The following is a 16,745-nucleotide window of genomic DNA, read 5'->3' on the forward strand; positions in this document are numbered from 1 at the left end:
GTTGATCTAACTGGTAGTATTCACCAGTCCACAGATTGTTAGGCAATGATAATGCAAAGTACTTCAGAGAGTAATCGTAAAGTTCCTGCTCATTTCTCCGGACATGAGACCTTTCCCCTACGTCAAATGTGGTTAAAAAAGGTTGTAGATCAATCAACTAAACATGGTCTATTACCTAAATCGGTCTTTACTAATAAAGATGCTATAGCAACTTTTGGTGTAGGTAAAAATATGGTGAGCTCAATCCGCCATTGGGCTCTGGCTTGTGGGATCATTGAAGATGCAACAACAAAAGAATTTGTTTTAACAAAGTTAGCCTCATCGATCCTGAGCGATAACGGATTTGACCCCTATGCTGAACATCCATCAACAGCATGGTTAATCCATTGGCATCTTGCCGGTAAATGTTTACGTTCAACCACTTGGTATTGGCTCTTCAATCATGTGACGATGCCCGCTTTTACGCGTAAGGATTTAGAGGGTGTATTAGCTAACTATGCTCAAGAGATTGTTCCTGAACACCGTCTTTCTCCTGCAACATTAGAGCGGGATTTGGAAGTATGTCTCCGTAGCTATGCCCCACGCTCTTCGGGTGGTTCCCCTGAAGATTATGCTGAGCCCTTACTCGGTGAAATAGGTCTTTTACAGGAAATACACAAAGGGCAGTATGCTTTTCGCCGTGGGCCAAAAGCATCGTTACATAAAGGGATATTCGCTTTTGCATTAATGGACTTTTGGCAACAGAAGGCTGATGGTTTGAGTGCCTTAGCTTTTGAAAATATTATTTATACCGAGGGTTCTCCGGGGAGAGTATTTAAACTCGATGAAGAATCGGTTGCGCAATATTTGATCGAATTGTCTGAGTTTACAGAGGGCGTGTTGGCTTGGACTGACTCGGCAGGGTTAAGGCAGATACACAAAAAAGTGTTAACAGAAACAGAGCAAGAGAATTTTAAAGAAAAAATGATTAGGTGGGCATATGACGAATAATATATCACAAAAACTACTATCTGATGTGGTAAGCATATCCCCGCAATATCAAAGATCGATTAGGATCGATTCGGATATGGGGCTATCTGATGCCTTAAATGGCTACTTTTGCCATAATACCGCATCATCTGTTATCGAAAATATATGTAATCAGATATTGAGTACAAATCAGCGTGGTTTTACCTTAACGGGACCATTTGGCGGAGGGAAATCTTCTCTTGCCGTTGTCCTGGGAAGTGCTGTGCATTCAAATGAAATAGTAAGAAATAAAGCTCGCAGCGTATTAAATACCGAGTCAATTAATGGTTTTGAACAGGCATTTCCGGTAAAAAATGGTTGGAATATTCTTCCTCTAGTTGGGAGGCGTGGGAGTGTTGTTTTAGATCTTTATGCAGCACTAAATAAATCTTTAGGAAGGGAAAACAGTAAAAAAATTTCTCCTTCTGAACTAATAGATGAATTACTTCATCTTGCATCACAACAAGTCGATGACGGCGTTATCATCTTAATTGATGAAATGGGTAAGTATCTCGAAGCGGCAGCGCTAAATATCGGTGATGATGTATTCTTTTTCCAGGAGTTGGCAGAAGCAGCTGCTCGTTCCGAGGGACGGTTAGTCATTATTGGAATACTGCATCAGTCATTTTCTCAGTATGCTATGAGATTGGGCGTAAATACAAGAGATGATTGGTCTAAGGTACAAGGTCGATATATTGACCTGCCATTTATTGCAGCTAGTGATGAAATTGTTGAATTACTTAGTAAGGCAATACAAGCTGAGGTGTATCCAACATGGATATCTGATGCAGCAAATATCATAACAGATGTTGTTAGACATAAAAGAACAAATATTAGAGAGCAATTCTCTGCTTCATTAGAAAAATGTTGGCCACTACATCCGGTTATGGCAACGTTGCTTGGACCAATTTCGAAAAGGCAGTTTGGGCAGAATGAACGAAGCATCTTTGGTTTTATCTCTTCAGTAGAACCATCTGGTTTTTCGCATTATCTGAAAACTACTAATTTTGATAATTATTCAAACTATGGGCCGAGTAATTATTGGGACTACTTGCGAGCAAATCTTGAACCAAGCATTTTAGCATCCTCGGATGGACACCGCTGGGCACAAGCTGTTGATGCAGTTGAAAGAACAGAATCCAAAACTTCCAATGTGTTTTTGGTAAATCTGATTAAATCGATTGCCATTATCGACCTGTTTAGAAATGGTTCTGGTTTAGTAGCAAATGCTAAATCTCTTGGTACGTTATTCCCAGAAAAAAAGAACGATGAATTAACTAAAGCATTAGATGAGTTAGCTTCGTATAAGGTTATTTTATTCAAAAGTTATTTGGATACATGGTCTGTATTTGAAGGTAGTGACTTTGATATTGATAGTGCCATTTCTCAAGAAATGGCAAAGTTTCCTGGTATTAACTATCAAAAATTATCAAAGCTTATGGGATTACACCCTGTTGTTGCTAAGAGACACTATCATAAAACAGGTACCATGAGATGGATGGATGTTATTCTTTGCGATTTTGAACAAGTTGAAAAATACGCTAATAACTATACTCCGTTAAGAGGTGAATTCGGTTGTTTTATCCTTGCGATACCAAATCGTGGTGTTGGAAAAAATAAGGCGAGAGAAAAAGCAAAAGAGTTTTCTCGCTTCTCTCCTTTCCCTGTCATTATTGGAATACCAGAAAATTCTAACAGTATTAGCTCGTTAGCTGAAAAGCTTGTAGTTCTTGAAAATATTAAGAATTATAATTCATTAGAAGGTGACCGCATCGCTCGTCGAGAAGTTCATGCTTTATTGTCTGCAACAAGTGCAGATCTTGAACATCAACTTCAGTCTGCTTTGTTACAAACCTATTGGTATGATGGATTGAATGATAAACCACTTGAAGTTAAAAAAATCGCTATACTAGCTTCTGATTTTGCAGATAGGTTGTATTACTCTTCACCTCGTATTTATAGTGAACTGGTGAATAGAGATAATCTGTCTAGCAGCAGTGTTAAGGCTCGACGTTTATTACTGCATGCAATGATTCAGCATGAGAAAGAAGATTTCGTTGGATTCTCTGGATACCCTGCAGAGAGAGGGCTTTATGATACTCTCATAAGCCAAACTGGCTTACACCGTAAAAATAAAGATGGAGAGTTATCGTTTCTTTCGCCGGAAAAAGGTTCGGCTAGTAATTTGAATGGGTTGTGGGATGCAACACAAGCATTATTCACCGATGTTGATAGAAAAATCTCGATAGATACACTCTATGAGTTTTGGTCATTACCTCCTTTCGGCATTAAAAAAGGGTTACTGCCAATCATTATAATTGCATTTGTATTAGCACATAAATCTACGGTTGCAATATATAAAGATGGCATGTTTATGCCATATCTTGAAGATGTAGATATTGACGAGTGCTTACAAGCACCAGCTCGGTTCTCATTGCGATGGGTTGCTCTCGATAAGAACAAGAGCGAGATTTTAGAAGGTATATCAAGCCTATTGAGCGAGGTATGTAACAATAGGACTAGCATCGACCCTCTTGATGCAGCAAGAGGTCTGGTCGGCATGGTTTATGACTTACCTGATTGGACTAGAAAAACGCAGAAAATTAGCTCTATTGCAAAATCTGTTCGCGATATGCTTTTGAAAGCTAATGATCCACACAAGGTACTTTTTGTTGATTTGGTAACCTTGCTCAAGGTATCGGATGGAAAAAGTTATATAGAAGTTTTAAGGCCAATAATTAAAGAATTATTCTATGCCTATGAAAAAGAATTATCAAAAGTAAAAGAGAAACTTTTCCTGGCATTAGATGTTAACACTAATGACATCCAGTCTCTGAAGGTTAGGGCTAGTGCTGTATCTGGTATTTTAGGGGATATAAGACTAGATGCCTTTGCTGGACGTTTAGCTAATTTTGAGAATGATATAGCATCTATCGAAGGTTTGGTGAGTTTTGCTGTTGAGACTCCACCAAAAGGATGGGTTGACCGTCATATGGATGCTGCAATATTAGAGCTAAGTAAATTAGCCCGACGTTTTCGAGAGGCAGAAGCATTTGCATCTGTGCAAGGGAGAAAATCACATAGTGAAGCAATTGCATTGGTTCTGGGAACCGGCTCTGAAACTGTAACTGTTTCTCGTTCCTTCGCAATTTCGGAACATCATAAGGACACTATACAATCAAAAATCAAAGAGATTGTTTCAATACTGCAAAACCAGGATCTAAACACTGAAGTAGCCCTGGCTATTATTGCCAAGGTAGGTATGGAGCTTGTTACAAGTGAAAAGGAGGAGTAGATGGCAGAACGACATGTTTTAGGATTGTCAGGAGGTAAGGATAGCGCTGCGCTGGCAGTGTATATGCGTGATGCCTATCCCCATCTCGATATAGATTATTTTTTTACTGATACAGGTGAAGAGCTACCTGAGGTGTATGAATTCCTCGGGCGACTTGAGGGCTACTTAGGCAAGCCAATTATTCGTCTAAATCCCCGTCGAGATTTTAGATTCTGGCTGAAGCAATACAACCATTTTCTACCTAGTCCTCAGACTCGATGGTGTACCAGACAGCTAAAACTATTGCCATTTGAAGAATGGATTAGGCCTTGGCTAACTGCCGGGGATGACGTGACATCATATGTTGCAATACGAGCGGATGAAGATTATCGGGAGGGATATACCTCAAGATCTTCTAACTTATATATAAAGCTACCTTTCCGCGAAGCTGGTATAGATAAACCAGGTGTTATTGATATCCTGGAATCATCAGGGCTTGGTTATCCAAAATATTATGAATGGCGTTCGCGCAGTGGATGTACTTTTTGCTTTTTCCAGCAAAAAATAGAATGGGCCCGATTGAAAGAAAGGCACCCTGAAGCATTTGAAGCAGCCAAAGCTCTTGAGAAAGATTCCCTTGAGCACGGCTCACCATTTACGTGGTCTAAAGGTGAGTCATTATCTGAGTTAGAGAAACCAGAAAGAATTGCCCAAATAAAAAATGATTATGAGTTAAGATTGAGAAGAGAAAGAAAACGTCGATTGGTTAATCCATTACGACCTAATGATGTTTGTATCGATATTGATGACTTATTTTATGAAGATGAAGGTGGTGGGGCCTGTAATATCTGTCATAAATAACCAACTCGATTAATTCTAAGTTGTGAGGCCTAAAGTAGTAAATAACTTTAGGCCCCATCTAATGATGATGAAGTTAGTTAGTTAGTTAGTTAGTTAGTTAGTTAGTTAGTTAGTTAGTTAGTTAGTTAGTTAGTTAGTTAGTTAGTTAGTTAGTTAGTTAGTTAGTTAGTTAGTTAGTTAGTTAGTCACAAATTACGACATAGCTTAGTTTTTTGTTTCCACTTTTAGCTGTATTTTCAAGTTCTTTTTCAATGTTCTTTTTTACTTTCGAAAAATCTTCTAATGTAATGAATTTGAGTTCTGGACTGAAGGAATATGCCTCTCCTTTGATTAAATCTATTCCATACATCATATTAATACAATATTTATCTTTCTCTTCTTCACTATCATAAGACAGCTCTGCTATCCGACTTGCTGATTCACTAGGAAATATTACTTTATCGTTATGGGTTTTATAATTTCTGAATTTCCTTGCTATAATTTTTATTTTATCGTTTAATTTTTTAAAATCTATATTAGGTTTTTTTTCAGTTTCACTCAATGTTGATAAGTGAAAACCTTCAAAGCCTTCTTCAATTTTATAAGTAATGTGATAAATAAAACTGTTGTCGAAAACGGGCAATCTAGGGGTTGCTATTCTAGATGCAGATGAAGAGAACTTTTGTATTATAGATTGCGCATACTCATTTCTTAATTGTCCTACAACTTCGAAATTAGAACATTTCGATAAAAGACGTCCTATGGTGTAGCTTGTAGGGTTCCGGAGATTCCACCTGAAGTTTTTAATCCCACCGTTAATATTAACATATGGTGTTTGGAATACTTTGTCACTTTTCCCCTCTCCTTTTAAAACATTATATTCTTGGCCTGGAAAGAAGAGTAGGCTTTCTTTATTTTTTGAAGAAGAATCAAGGTGGATATAATCACATGGTGGTGTTAGATGAACGTAGTATTGAATTGCCTCTTTACCATTTGAGATTTGTGTGTGTTTTAGAATAGTACCAAATTTTAAACAATTTAATAATGGGTGAAAGTTATTTTTATCATCTTTTTCGTTCTGACGAACAGGCATTTTTAATAATTTATCTGATCTATGGCTTGTCAGGTCAGATAACAATATCTTTAAATTCTCATACGGGTCAATAGTTTCAAGTGAGTAACCAAAAATGAAATCGCTATTATCCGTGTTTTTTATTTTCTCAGATAACTCATCTGTCTTTGATATTGGCGCATCTGCATTTTCATATTCACTTACCATGTTTTTTGCCATTGCTTCTGACAAGTATTCGCTAAATGATAAATGATCGGCTTCTGCTGTCATTCTCAATTTGTTAATGTAACAGCTATCAAGCGTCCAAATTTTCTCACAAAGCTTTTTTGAGACAGTTGTAATGCATTTAGCCCAATCTTCTTGGCATTGTTGTAGCTCATGCATAAATTGTCGTTCATGACTTATTTGAATTAGGGCATGCTTCCATGTAATTATAGAATTTAACTCGGTAACAGATGGCTTATCTAAAACCTTTAGTTTCGCACTGGATATATGATTATTAATATGTATTGAACGATAGTTTTCTTTTAATGCTTCGGTTCTGTAAGATGTAAGAATGAATTGTGTATTATCTGAGGTAGGCTTTTTAAGTATATCGTTGAGGAGAGACAATGATTGCTCATCATCGCTTAACATCAAATCGACAACTATTAAGTCATATGAATTATTTTCTAAATCAATTTTTGCCTCTAGAGATGTTCCTACCTCTTTTATATTTGCATTATCAACACCTAATTCGTTAAGGCATTTTTTTACAGTTTCGATTCTATGATATAAACCATTATGTTTATCTTTTATTAACTTTACTATTTTTTCTTTAAAATGCTCTGGGATTTCATTTTCTAAGTCAGTAAAACCGAATGATTTTATTTTGTCTTCTAATGTATCCGAAGGGTGATGATATCTATCAAGTAGATCAATTAATTCAGATGTATTTGGGTCATCTTCATCATCTAGTTTATTTATTATTTCCTCTGGCACACCATACGTTAGAAATGAATCTTTGCTATAAAATATTTTAGTGTCATCATCGATTATTAATACTGAATTTATTCCTGATAATGGAAGTTTATTTGAAATGTCCATTTATAAGCCCTTTGGAAGTTCGAGAACAAATTGCCTTAAGCGACCATCTTCATCTGTATCAAGATCAAGATAAAGATTTCCTGAATAATGCTTGGTTACTTCTCTTGCTATGAATAGGCCAAACCCCTTTCCATCTTTTTCGCTTTTCTTAGTAGTGAAACCAGCATTAAATATTCTTTCTCGATCATTTACTGATATTCCAGGACCTGTGTCGGAAAAGGTTACCACATTAGTTTGTGTATCAAGATCTATATATATAGCTCTTTCAGTGGATGATGGTAATCGAGTAAACAATTTATCTTGCATTAACCAATAAATTGAGTTAGAAAGTAAATTTTCAATAGCAATTGAAAAAAAGCCTCTTACCATATTTACTTTGTAATTACCACTAAGAGTTCCTCCATCTTTAGTAAAATAGACTTTAATATCATTCTCAATTAGCTTTTTTTCATAGCCAGATAATATTATATTTATTGCTTCAATAATATCGAATGATGTTTTTCTATTCCTAGCGGATGGATTTAAGGGGCTGAATTGAGTTAGTCTAACGTTTATTGTTTTTATCTCATTCTGGAGTTTTTCAAGTAATTGAGATGTCACTCCATCGGATTTTTTTGATAACTTATCGAGTAATTCTCTTGTTTGTGCTGTTGAACGAACTAATTCATGGAGGACACTATGTAGCATAGTACCTGCACCTGCTAATTCTAGTATGTCTTCTCGTTGTTCTTTTATATAATCGGTAGCAGTGCCAAACTCTTTTATTTCATTAGATACTTTATTCAGTTCTTCTTCAATCGTTGTTAATAATATTGCTTTTTCAGGATCATCGATTTCTTTTCTGAGCTTAGAGACTGTTTGTCTAACTTTAGATAATTTGCCCTCAGTATTCGAAAAACCATTTTCTATAATTTCATCTAGTTTTCTTGTCGCTATTATTCCTTTATCGCTATTTATCGCTTCTCTAAATTCAGGCAATACTATCTGGGATATTATTCTTTTAACCAGTTCAACTTGTAAGTTATCTAAGAGCCCTTCTCTATTAGAGCGATCTTGTAATAATGGGTTTCTCTCCTTTGTTATCTCAAGTGCACCTATAATCTGAATCCTATTAACTGTAAAACCTTGTCCCTTTAAGGCCTTACTGTCAATTTCGAACCAATCTTTATCTGATTGTGAACCTGAGTATCCAATTCTGAATCCATCTCTATATATGGCAACACCGCCGCTCCATATATCTAGTTCATGGCGTAACTCTTTTTGCTCTTTACTTAGTCCTTGGTTTTTTATATCACTTTTTAAAGTTTGTCTGTTATACCAGCGCAGTTTAAATTTAAAAGGACCAATTTTTTGGAGATCTTCGATACTACAATCAAGTTCATGGGCTAGATTTATTAACCCTGTTTCGTATGGTGGAGGATTGTCTCCAGCTGCTTTACCTTCAACGATAATTTTCAATTGATTGTTTATCAGCTCTTCATTGAATGGATCAAATGTAAGCTCAACACTTTTTTGCCCGAGATCCCAAAGGTTCTTAGATATTTTACGTATAGGTATTCGGTTATTAATATCATAAGTATTAAAGTAAACATTTATGGGGAATTTCTTATTTTTACTCTGAAATGGATTTCTCAATCTTCTGAGAAAACCATCAATTAATTCTTTTTGAATATAGGATTCCGTCCATTCATTATTTAGTTCATATATCCGTATTTTTGTTCCACTTTTATTGGTTGTTTTTTGTAGATCTATTTTTGTAATTGGTATTATTATGTCTGTTATTTTTTTATCACTTGATTCAAATTCTTTCCAGTCAAATATGATTTGATGCACATTACTCAAGTCTTCCCAACTTGTAATTATAGACTTTTTACCTAGACGCATCATCGCCAAGCGCCCAATTCCTTTATTTCCTAATATACTTCCATCTGAGTTCATCTTAAATCCGGTTCCAACCGTCAAGAAAACGTTTTCTAAAGTATCCTTTGACATTCCATGGCCGGAGTCACTGATTATAATGTGATTTATAGAATAAATAGTATCAATTATAGAATTTTTATCTTTAAGCTTCTTTAATTTGTTAATTTTATTTTCAAGGTTTTGTTTAACCCGATCATCTAGATTTGGTAGTCGATTAATATTCAATATATCAACCAAGTCTAATATTGTTTCTTCATCTATTGTCAATTTAGAGTTGAGTTTGTCAATACACTCAACCAAAACCCTATTTGGTATAGGGCAGATGAAGTAAATATTGACATTTTCTGATTGTGCATCTATTGCATTTTTAATCAATTCGTTAATAGCAATAGCATCCGAAGTTATAAGTTCTGCTCCTAGATGGATCAGTGTTCGAGCTGCGACTTCAAAGTTCGCCATGTCTGTATCACCATATTATTAATTTAAACCCACGCTACCGCCCTGAGGTTTACGGCCATCCCCAGACCTTTTAGAGGGATTATGAACAACACTCTACTTATGTTCAATGATGTTAGTCCCTACAGATCACAAAGTTAGGCAATTTTTTGGTCAATTATCAAGCGGTATTACAGGAGGCATGCAAAAAACATTAGAGAATCAGGTATGGTAGTGTAAGCACACCTGTTTTAGTTCCATGCACTTTTTGAGAGTTCCGGTTTTTCAGCCATCAGCCGGTATTCCTCCGGCGTCAGGTTATTCAGGGATTCATGGGGACGCTCGCTGTTGTATTCATTCAGCCAGCGTTCCGTGATTTCCCGTGCTTCATTCAGCGTTCTGAACAGGTAAAAATCCAGTATTTCTGTCCGGTACGTCCGGTTGAACCGTTCGATAAACGCATTCTGCGTCGGCTATTCCAGTGCCACACCATGCTCTTCAGCCCACTGCGCAAGTGTCAGCGAGACCAGTTCCGGGCCGTTGTCCATCCTCAGTTTCAGCGGATACCCCCGGTTCGCCACTATCCTGTCCAGCACTCTGACCACCCGCTGCGCCGGGATATTCAGATCAATTTCTATTGCGAGGGCTTCGCGGTTAAAGTCATCCACCACATTGAAGGTCCGGAAACGCCTGCCGCAGACCAGCGCATCATGCATAAAGTCTATCGACCAGCTCTGGTTAAGTGCCTCAGGCCTCACCAGTGGCGCCGGGTTACGTACCGGCAGACGCTGCTTCCCCTTGCGTCGAAAATTCAGTTTCAGCAGGCAATAAATCCGGTGAACGCGTTTATGGTTCCAGGTGTTACCCTGCCTGCGCAGCAACTGGATCACCGGCTCATCGCGCCGGGTATCGGGCTGGTAAACATAGACCGTCCTGCTCAGCGATAATGTCCTGCAGGCCTGGCGGATGCTCATGGCAAATTGTGCCGTCAGATAGCTGACGAGCTCCCGCTTTATCGCTGGTTTTAAAGCTTTTTTTCGATAACGTCTTTCAGTGCCCGGCATTCAAGGCTGAGATCAGCAAACATTTTTTTTAATCGCCGGTTTTCATCCTCCAGGTCTTTCATCTTCTTGATATCAGACGCTTCCATACCGCCAAACTTTGCTTTCCAGTTGTAATAGCTGGCTTCAGAAATACCGGCTTCACGGTAGACATCCTTAACGGTACGTCCGGCTTCGACGGACTTCAGAACGGCAATGATCTGGTGTTCGGTGAATCGGGCTTTACGCATGGCGATCTCCTCCGGGGACATAATCAGTATGTCGGAAGATCTCTAAAAGTGAATGGTTCGTTTTTCAGGGACATTTACACTCCTTCCATTCGTATATCGTGAGCATACAAGCAATATCGAATCGACAAATATACTCATTGACCTGCTCCCCGTTGATTAATACACCCCGATGTTAGTAATGTCTTCATAAGCCACATGAGGACATCCCCATGAAGAAGCGTTTTTCCGACGAACAGATCATCAGTATTCTTCGCGAAGCGGAAGCCGGAGTTTCTGCCCGTGAGGTCTGCCGTAAGCACGCCATTTCCGATGCCACTTTCTACACCTGGCGCAAGAAGTTTGGTGGCATGGAAGTTCCTGAGGTGAAGCGGCTTAAATCTCTTGAAGAGGAGAACGCCCGCCTCAAGAAGCTACTTGCCGAAGTCATGCTGGATAAGGAGGCACTTCAGGTGGCTCTGGAGCGAAAGTACTGACGACAGGCCAGAAGCGGGAAGCCGTTGAGTTTATGTGTGATGCGACCGGTCTGTCGCAACGTCGTGCCTGCAGGCTTACAGGTTTGTCCCTGTCGACCTGCCGCTATGAGGCTCAGCGTCCGGCAGCTGATGCGCATTTATCAGGGCGCATCACTGAGCTGGCACTGGAGCGCAAGCGTTTTGGCTACCGCCGCATCTGGCAGCTGCTGCGTCGGGAGGGCTTTCACGTCAATCGCAAGCGGGTATACCGTATTTACCATCTTAATGGACTGAGCGTAAAACGCAGACGACGCCGTAAAGGGCTGGCAACCGAACGGTTTCCGCTTCTGCGCCCAGATGCGCCGAACCTGACATGGTCGATGGATTTCGTTATGGACGCACTGGTCAACGGTCGGAGGATCAAGTGCCAGACCTGTGTGGATGATTTCACGAAGGAGTGTCTGACGATCACCGCTGCTTTCGGTATTTCAGGCGTTCATGTCACGCGTATTCTGGACAGCATCGCGCTGTTTAGGGGCTATCCGGCGACAATAAGAACCGATCAGGGCCCGGAATTTACCTGCCGCGCGCTCGATCAATGGGCCTTTGAGCATGGTGTGGAACTACGGCTTATCCAGCCACAGGTAAGCCAACGCAGAACGGATTTATTGAGAGTTTTAACGGACGCTTTCGCGATGAGTGTCTGAATGAACACTGGTTCAGCGATATTCTTCATGCCCGGAAAACGATTAATGACTGGCGGCAGGATTATAACGAGCGCCGTCCCCATTCATCGCTGGATTACCAGACACCAGCTGAATTTGCAACGGACTGGCGAAACAGGAAATATGAAGAAAAACCAACCGACATTACTAACTGAAGGTTGTATCTAATCCTGGGGGCAGATCATCATTAGTATACTCACAAGCTTGTTGATGTGGGTTGACTCAGATTGACTTCTGTTGAAAGGAAAATCGAGGAAAGGCTTGCGGATACTGGATTTCAGGCACAAAAAAAGACGTCCGTTGACGTCTATTGATGTTCCGATGGTGCCGAAGGCCGGACTCGAACCGGCACGTATCTCTACGGTTGATTTTGAATCAACTGCGTCTACCGATTTCGCCACTTCGGCACTGAAGTAGTATGCGGAAAACGGGTGAATTATACCTTCCCGCGACCAGCACGCAACACTTATCCGTTGTTCAATGAGTTAAGTGTCGAAAAAACCGCCGCAACGCGCGTTTGCCCGCCCCGTCTTCCCGCTGCGCGCCCTTCCCAACCACGTTGATGATGAGCATGCTACATCCACAGGCTGTTGCAACGAGCATCTGGGGGTGAGGCACACCACGCTCACACGATGCCGTCCGATGCCAGGCTCCAGCGACGTTGCGCAGAGCAATGATGGCTCCTGTGCCGTACGTCATTCATTCCCACGAGCCAGAACCGCTCACCGCGTTAGCGGGATACATTCAGGAACCCGCCACGCGGAAGGTAGCACCTGCCTCCCCCATCCCCACTGACTCACCCAGCGCCACTCAAAAATAAAATAATCCCCAGCCGCAATGACAACGCTCCAAATAATTTCATAACAATGTGTCAGTCAATAAAGAATGAGGTTGCGCAACATTTCGAGAACACTATTTTTTCATTGGTAGATATCAGGCAGGAAATAAAAAAATTGGAATGGCGCTCTCAAAGGAGAAAGAATAATTCTATTAGATGGGTTTTATCTTAAATCACCAGAAAATAGCGTACATACATAACAAAATGGCTAGTTAATGCCTAAAAACCAGCTGAGATCGCTTGCCTCTGCGGAGTTAATAGCTTTAAGATGGTGCAAGAAAATTTTCCCTGGTGTTGGCCAATATTGGCAACCTGGCCCTACGCGGTCAGGTTTTTTTTTGTATTTTTTATCAAAACATTACCGGGAAAGTGTATCGCCTCAAGGGGCAAGAAACTAGTTAGACTAAAGTACAGTCCCTTACTAGACCTTTATAAGTTCAGTGCGGTGATTATTTCATATCGCAGAGTTCGAGGCCGCTATGCTATTGCGGCCTTCACGTTAATCGCCACGGTGCAAAATCAATACCGGTTAACGCCCGTCATTTCCTGAATCGAAAGGCTCTGTTCGTTAGCCGATACTTTTTACCTCTATACGCCTCCCGACTTATTTAGCTTTGCGCTGCCGCCGGCTCAGTATTCCACGGGGCGCTAGCAGCCTATCCATCCACCGGTTTAATCAGCCGCAGCTCCATCCCCAGGCGCACGGCATGTCGGGCATTCGTGACCCCCAACTTTTTGACGACGTTGGACATATGAAACTTGATGGTGCCGGTCTTTATACCGAGGATCATCGCCGTTTCCTGGTAGGTTTTACCTACGCTGGCCCAATAGAGGATCTCGTTTTCCCTGTCGGTAAAGCGGGCGTTTCTCTCCAGGGCTGCGGCGTTTTTTGCTGTCAGTGGGGACAGCGCCAGATAGGACTCATGGATTGAGGCCAGCAATACCGAAATATCACCTTTACGATCGGTGAGCGCCTGGATGGCTTCCGCTCTTTGCTCAAGGTTGAAGGCAAAGGAAAGCGTGACAAGATTGTCGTTGTAATCGTGCAGCACGAAGGTATAGCCGTGCGTTACGCCAAACTCGCGGGCCTGTTCAAACAACTCAGGAAAGTGCAGCCCCGCGTCGGCCATGATTTGCTCGTCCCAGGCGAACGGGGTCAGGCGGTTGCGGGCGGTAAGCACTACCGGATCAATGTACTGCAATCCCTGCTCTTGGTACTTTTTTACCCATTCACTCGGGTAGTTGGTGACGCCAAAGATGCAGGCAATGTCTTTTTTGGATAGGACCACATACGCCCACAGGAGATCGCCCAACTCTCCTAATGCCGCCTCCAGGCGCTTGCCGATAATGTTGCTGAGATTATATTCGTCTTCCATTGGCTGCCTGCTCCCTCTCCTGCATTGCTGCTGAAGTGACTATAGCACGACAAAAACCGCAGGCGGGGGCATGCCACACCAACAAAAAAGGCGCGGCCCCGCGGCCACGCCTTTCTTCACTACCGCTTGCCCCGCTACTTGCGTTTGAGCAGCATATACACGCTGATCAGCAGGAACAGCATGCTCGGCAGCAGCGCGCCCAGCACCGGCGGCATGCTGTACACCAGGCTCAGCGGGCCGAAGATCTGATCCAGCACGTAGAACAGGAAGCCGAAGCTGATGCCGGTCACCACGCGGATGCCCATCGGCACGCTGCGCAGCGGGCCGAAGATGAACGACAGCGCCATCAGCATCATCACCGCCACCGACAGCGGCGAGAAGATTTTGCTCCACATGTTGAGCTGGTAACGGTTGGCTTCCTGGCCGCTCTGCTTCAGGTACTTCACGTAGTTGTGCAGCCCGCTGATGGAGAGCGAATCCGGATCCAGCGCCACCACGCCCAGTTTGTCCGGGGTCAGGTTGGTTTTCCATTCGCCGGTCAGCGTCTGGGTGCCGGTCACCTGTTTCGGGTTGGTCAGATCCGAGGTGTCCACCTGCGAAAGCTGCCACAGGCCGTTCTCGAAGCTGGCGGTGGCCGCATAGCGCACCGTCTCGAGGCGACGCTGATCGTTGAAGTGGTAGATGTTCACGCCGGAGAGTTCTTTATCGCCGGAGACGCGCTCGATGTAGATGAAGTCGTTGCCGTCCTTCGCCCACAGCCCGCTCTTGGTAGAGAGCAGCGAGCCGCCGTACATCTGCTGGGCGCGGTAGTTGCGCGCCATCTGCTCGCCCTGCGGCGCCACCCACTCGCCGATCGCCATGGTCAGCAGCACCAGCGGAATGGCGGTTTTCATCACCGAGCCGGCGATCTGCAGGCGGGTGAAGCCGGAAGCCTGCATCACCACCAGTTCGCTGCGCGTCGCCAGTTGGCCCAGGCCGAGCAGCGCGCCGAGCAGCGCCGCCATCGGGAAGAAGATCTCGATGTCTTTCGGCACGCTCAGCAGGGTGTACATGCCGGCGCTCAGCGCGGTGTATTCGCCCTGGCCGACCTTGCGCAGCTGATCGACGAACTTGATGATGCCGGACAGCGACACCAGCATGAACAGCGTCATGATGATGGTGTTGAAAATCGTTTTACCGATATACCTGTCTAATACGCCAAACATCAGGCCGCTCCTCTCAGGCGTGCGCGCAGCTTGCGCATCGGCACGGTATCCCACAGGTTCAGCGCCAGCGCGATCGCGAAGTAAACGCCGTTAACCAGCCACAGCCACAGCATCGGATCCAGCTTGCCCTTGCCGGCGTTGGAGCGCAGCGAGGTCTGCAGCAGGAAGAAGATCAGATACAGCAGGATGGCCGGCAGCATGCTCAGCACGCGGCCCTGGCGCGGGTTCACCACGCTGAGCGGCACCACCAGCAGCGCCATCAGCGCCACCGACACCACCAGCGTCAGGCGCCAGTGGAACTCGGCGCGCGCGTCCGGATCGTCGGATTCCCACAGCGTCTGCATCGACATCTGTTCGGATTCGGTGTTGTCCGCCGCCACGGTGCGGTGGCCAATCACCGCCTTGTAGTCGGTGAAGTCGGTAATGCGGAAGTCGCGCAGCAGCGCGGTGCCTTCAAAACGCGTGCCCTTGTCGAGCGTCACCACCTGCGAGCCGTCTTTCTGCTGCACGATGTTGCCGTGCTCGGCCACCACCACCGACGGGCGTTGGTTGCCGTTCGGCCGCAGCTGCGCCAGGAACACGTCGTTGAAGGTGCTGCCCTTCACGTTGCCGATAAACAGCACCGCGTTGCCGTCCTGCGAGGGTTTGAACTGCCCTTCCGCCAGCCCGGCGATGCTCGGGTTGGCCTTGGCTTCGTTCACCACCACGTCCTGATAGCGCGAGGCCCAGGGGCCGGCCCAAAACACGTTCACCGCCGCGACCGCAGAGGTGAACAGCGCCAGGATCATGGCGGCGATAATCAGGGTGCGTTTGCCCAGCCCGCAGGCGTGCATGACGGTGATTTCGCTCTCGGTATACAACCGCCCAAGCGTCATCAGCAAGCCGAGAAACAGGCTCAAAGGCAGGATGAGCTGCGCCATCTTCGGCACGCCCAGAGCGAGCAGAGAGAGTACTAAGTTTGTCGGGATATTGCCGTCCACCGCGTCGCCCAACACCCTGACCAGGTTCTGACAAAAGAAGATCAGAAGCAGGATGAACAGGATGGCGATTTGGCTCTTGAGCGTTTCCCGTACCAGATATCTTATGATGATCACGCTTATTACGCCTGTGAAAACTTGTCTTTTTGCAGGAAAATCGATAATTTCATCGCTAATCCGCCATTTATTCTCATCATATGGCAACCTTCACAGCTAAAATAGTATTACAACATCAAGCCGTTTGGG

The 16,745-nt window shown here is 43.5% G+C and carries 8 protein-coding genes, 1 tRNA gene and 2 pseudogenes; 4 read left to right on the plus strand and 7 right to left on the minus strand.

Annotated features, from left to right (window positions below):
* Positions 1–51 precede the first annotated feature (51 nt).
* Genes ACJ8QF_RS19780 through ACJ8QF_RS19790 form a run of 3 tightly spaced genes read left to right on the plus strand, consistent with a single transcriptional unit; the run spans position 52 to position 5,143 of the window.
* Positions 52–990, plus strand: a complete 939-nt coding sequence (locus tag ACJ8QF_RS19780) for a DUF4007 family protein (RefSeq protein ID WP_442537781.1) — start codon at positions 52–54, stop codon at positions 988–990.
* Positions 980–4,303: an ATP-binding protein gene (locus tag ACJ8QF_RS19785; RefSeq protein WP_442537782.1), complete on the plus strand. Its 3,324-nt coding sequence runs from the start codon at positions 980–982 to the stop codon at positions 4,301–4,303. The genes ACJ8QF_RS19780 and ACJ8QF_RS19785 overlap by 11 nt, the downstream gene beginning before the upstream one ends.
* Positions 4,304–5,143, plus strand: a complete 840-nt coding sequence (locus ACJ8QF_RS19790) for a phosphoadenosine phosphosulfate reductase domain-containing protein (RefSeq protein WP_442537783.1) — start codon at positions 4,304–4,306, stop codon at positions 5,141–5,143.
* 181 nt (positions 5,144–5,324) lie between these two features.
* Here the strand turns inward: ACJ8QF_RS19790 and ACJ8QF_RS19795 are convergent, their stop codons facing one another.
* The 3 genes and pseudogenes from ACJ8QF_RS19795 to ACJ8QF_RS19805 all read right to left on the minus strand — a co-directional run bounded on the left by ACJ8QF_RS19795 (position 5,325) and on the right by ACJ8QF_RS19805 (position 10,926).
* Complete coding sequence (locus ACJ8QF_RS19795; protein ID WP_442537784.1) at positions 5,325–7,280, minus strand: hypothetical protein; 1,956 nt, start codon at positions 7,278–7,280, stop codon at positions 5,325–5,327.
* Positions 7,281–9,659, minus strand: coding sequence for an ATP-binding protein (locus tag ACJ8QF_RS19800; protein ID WP_442537785.1), 2,379 nt, complete (start codon positions 9,657–9,659; stop codon positions 7,281–7,283).
* Positions 9,660–9,886: 227 nt separating this feature from the next.
* A pseudogene (locus ACJ8QF_RS19805) lies at positions 9,887–10,926 on the minus strand (IS3 family transposase).
* 209 nt (positions 10,927–11,135) lie between these two features.
* Between ACJ8QF_RS19805 and ACJ8QF_RS19810 the strand changes: the two are divergent.
* Positions 11,136–12,258, plus strand: a pseudogene (locus ACJ8QF_RS19810) (IS3 family transposase).
* A 167-nt stretch (positions 12,259–12,425) separates the two neighbouring features.
* Here ACJ8QF_RS19810 and ACJ8QF_RS19815 read toward each other — a convergent pair.
* The 4 genes from ACJ8QF_RS19815 to lptF form a co-directional block, all read right to left on the minus strand.
* A tRNA-Leu gene (locus ACJ8QF_RS19815) sits at positions 12,426–12,510 on the minus strand.
* Positions 12,511–13,597: 1,087 nt separating this feature from the next.
* On the minus strand, positions 13,598–14,317 hold the full coding sequence (locus tag ACJ8QF_RS19820; protein WP_261237507.1) for a LuxR family transcriptional regulator: 720 nt from the start codon (positions 14,315–14,317) through the stop codon (positions 13,598–13,600).
* A gap of 134 nt (positions 14,318–14,451) precedes the next feature.
* Positions 14,452–15,522 carry an LPS export ABC transporter permease LptG gene (gene lptG / locus ACJ8QF_RS19825; protein ID WP_016929273.1) on the minus strand — a complete coding sequence of 357 codons (1,071 nt, stop codon included), beginning with the start codon at positions 15,520–15,522 and terminating at the stop codon, positions 14,452–14,454.
* A complete protein-coding gene (gene lptF / locus ACJ8QF_RS19830) occupies positions 15,522–16,616 on the minus strand; it encodes an LPS export ABC transporter permease LptF (protein ID WP_004933351.1) in 1,095 nt (364 codons plus the stop codon). The genes lptG and lptF overlap by 1 nt, the downstream gene beginning before the upstream one ends.
* Positions 16,617–16,745 lie beyond the last annotated feature (129 nt).

Source organism: Serratia sp. CY81684 (genome assembly GCF_052166595.1).
Lineage (GTDB): Bacteria > Pseudomonadota > Gammaproteobacteria > Enterobacterales > Enterobacteriaceae > Serratia > Serratia nematodiphila.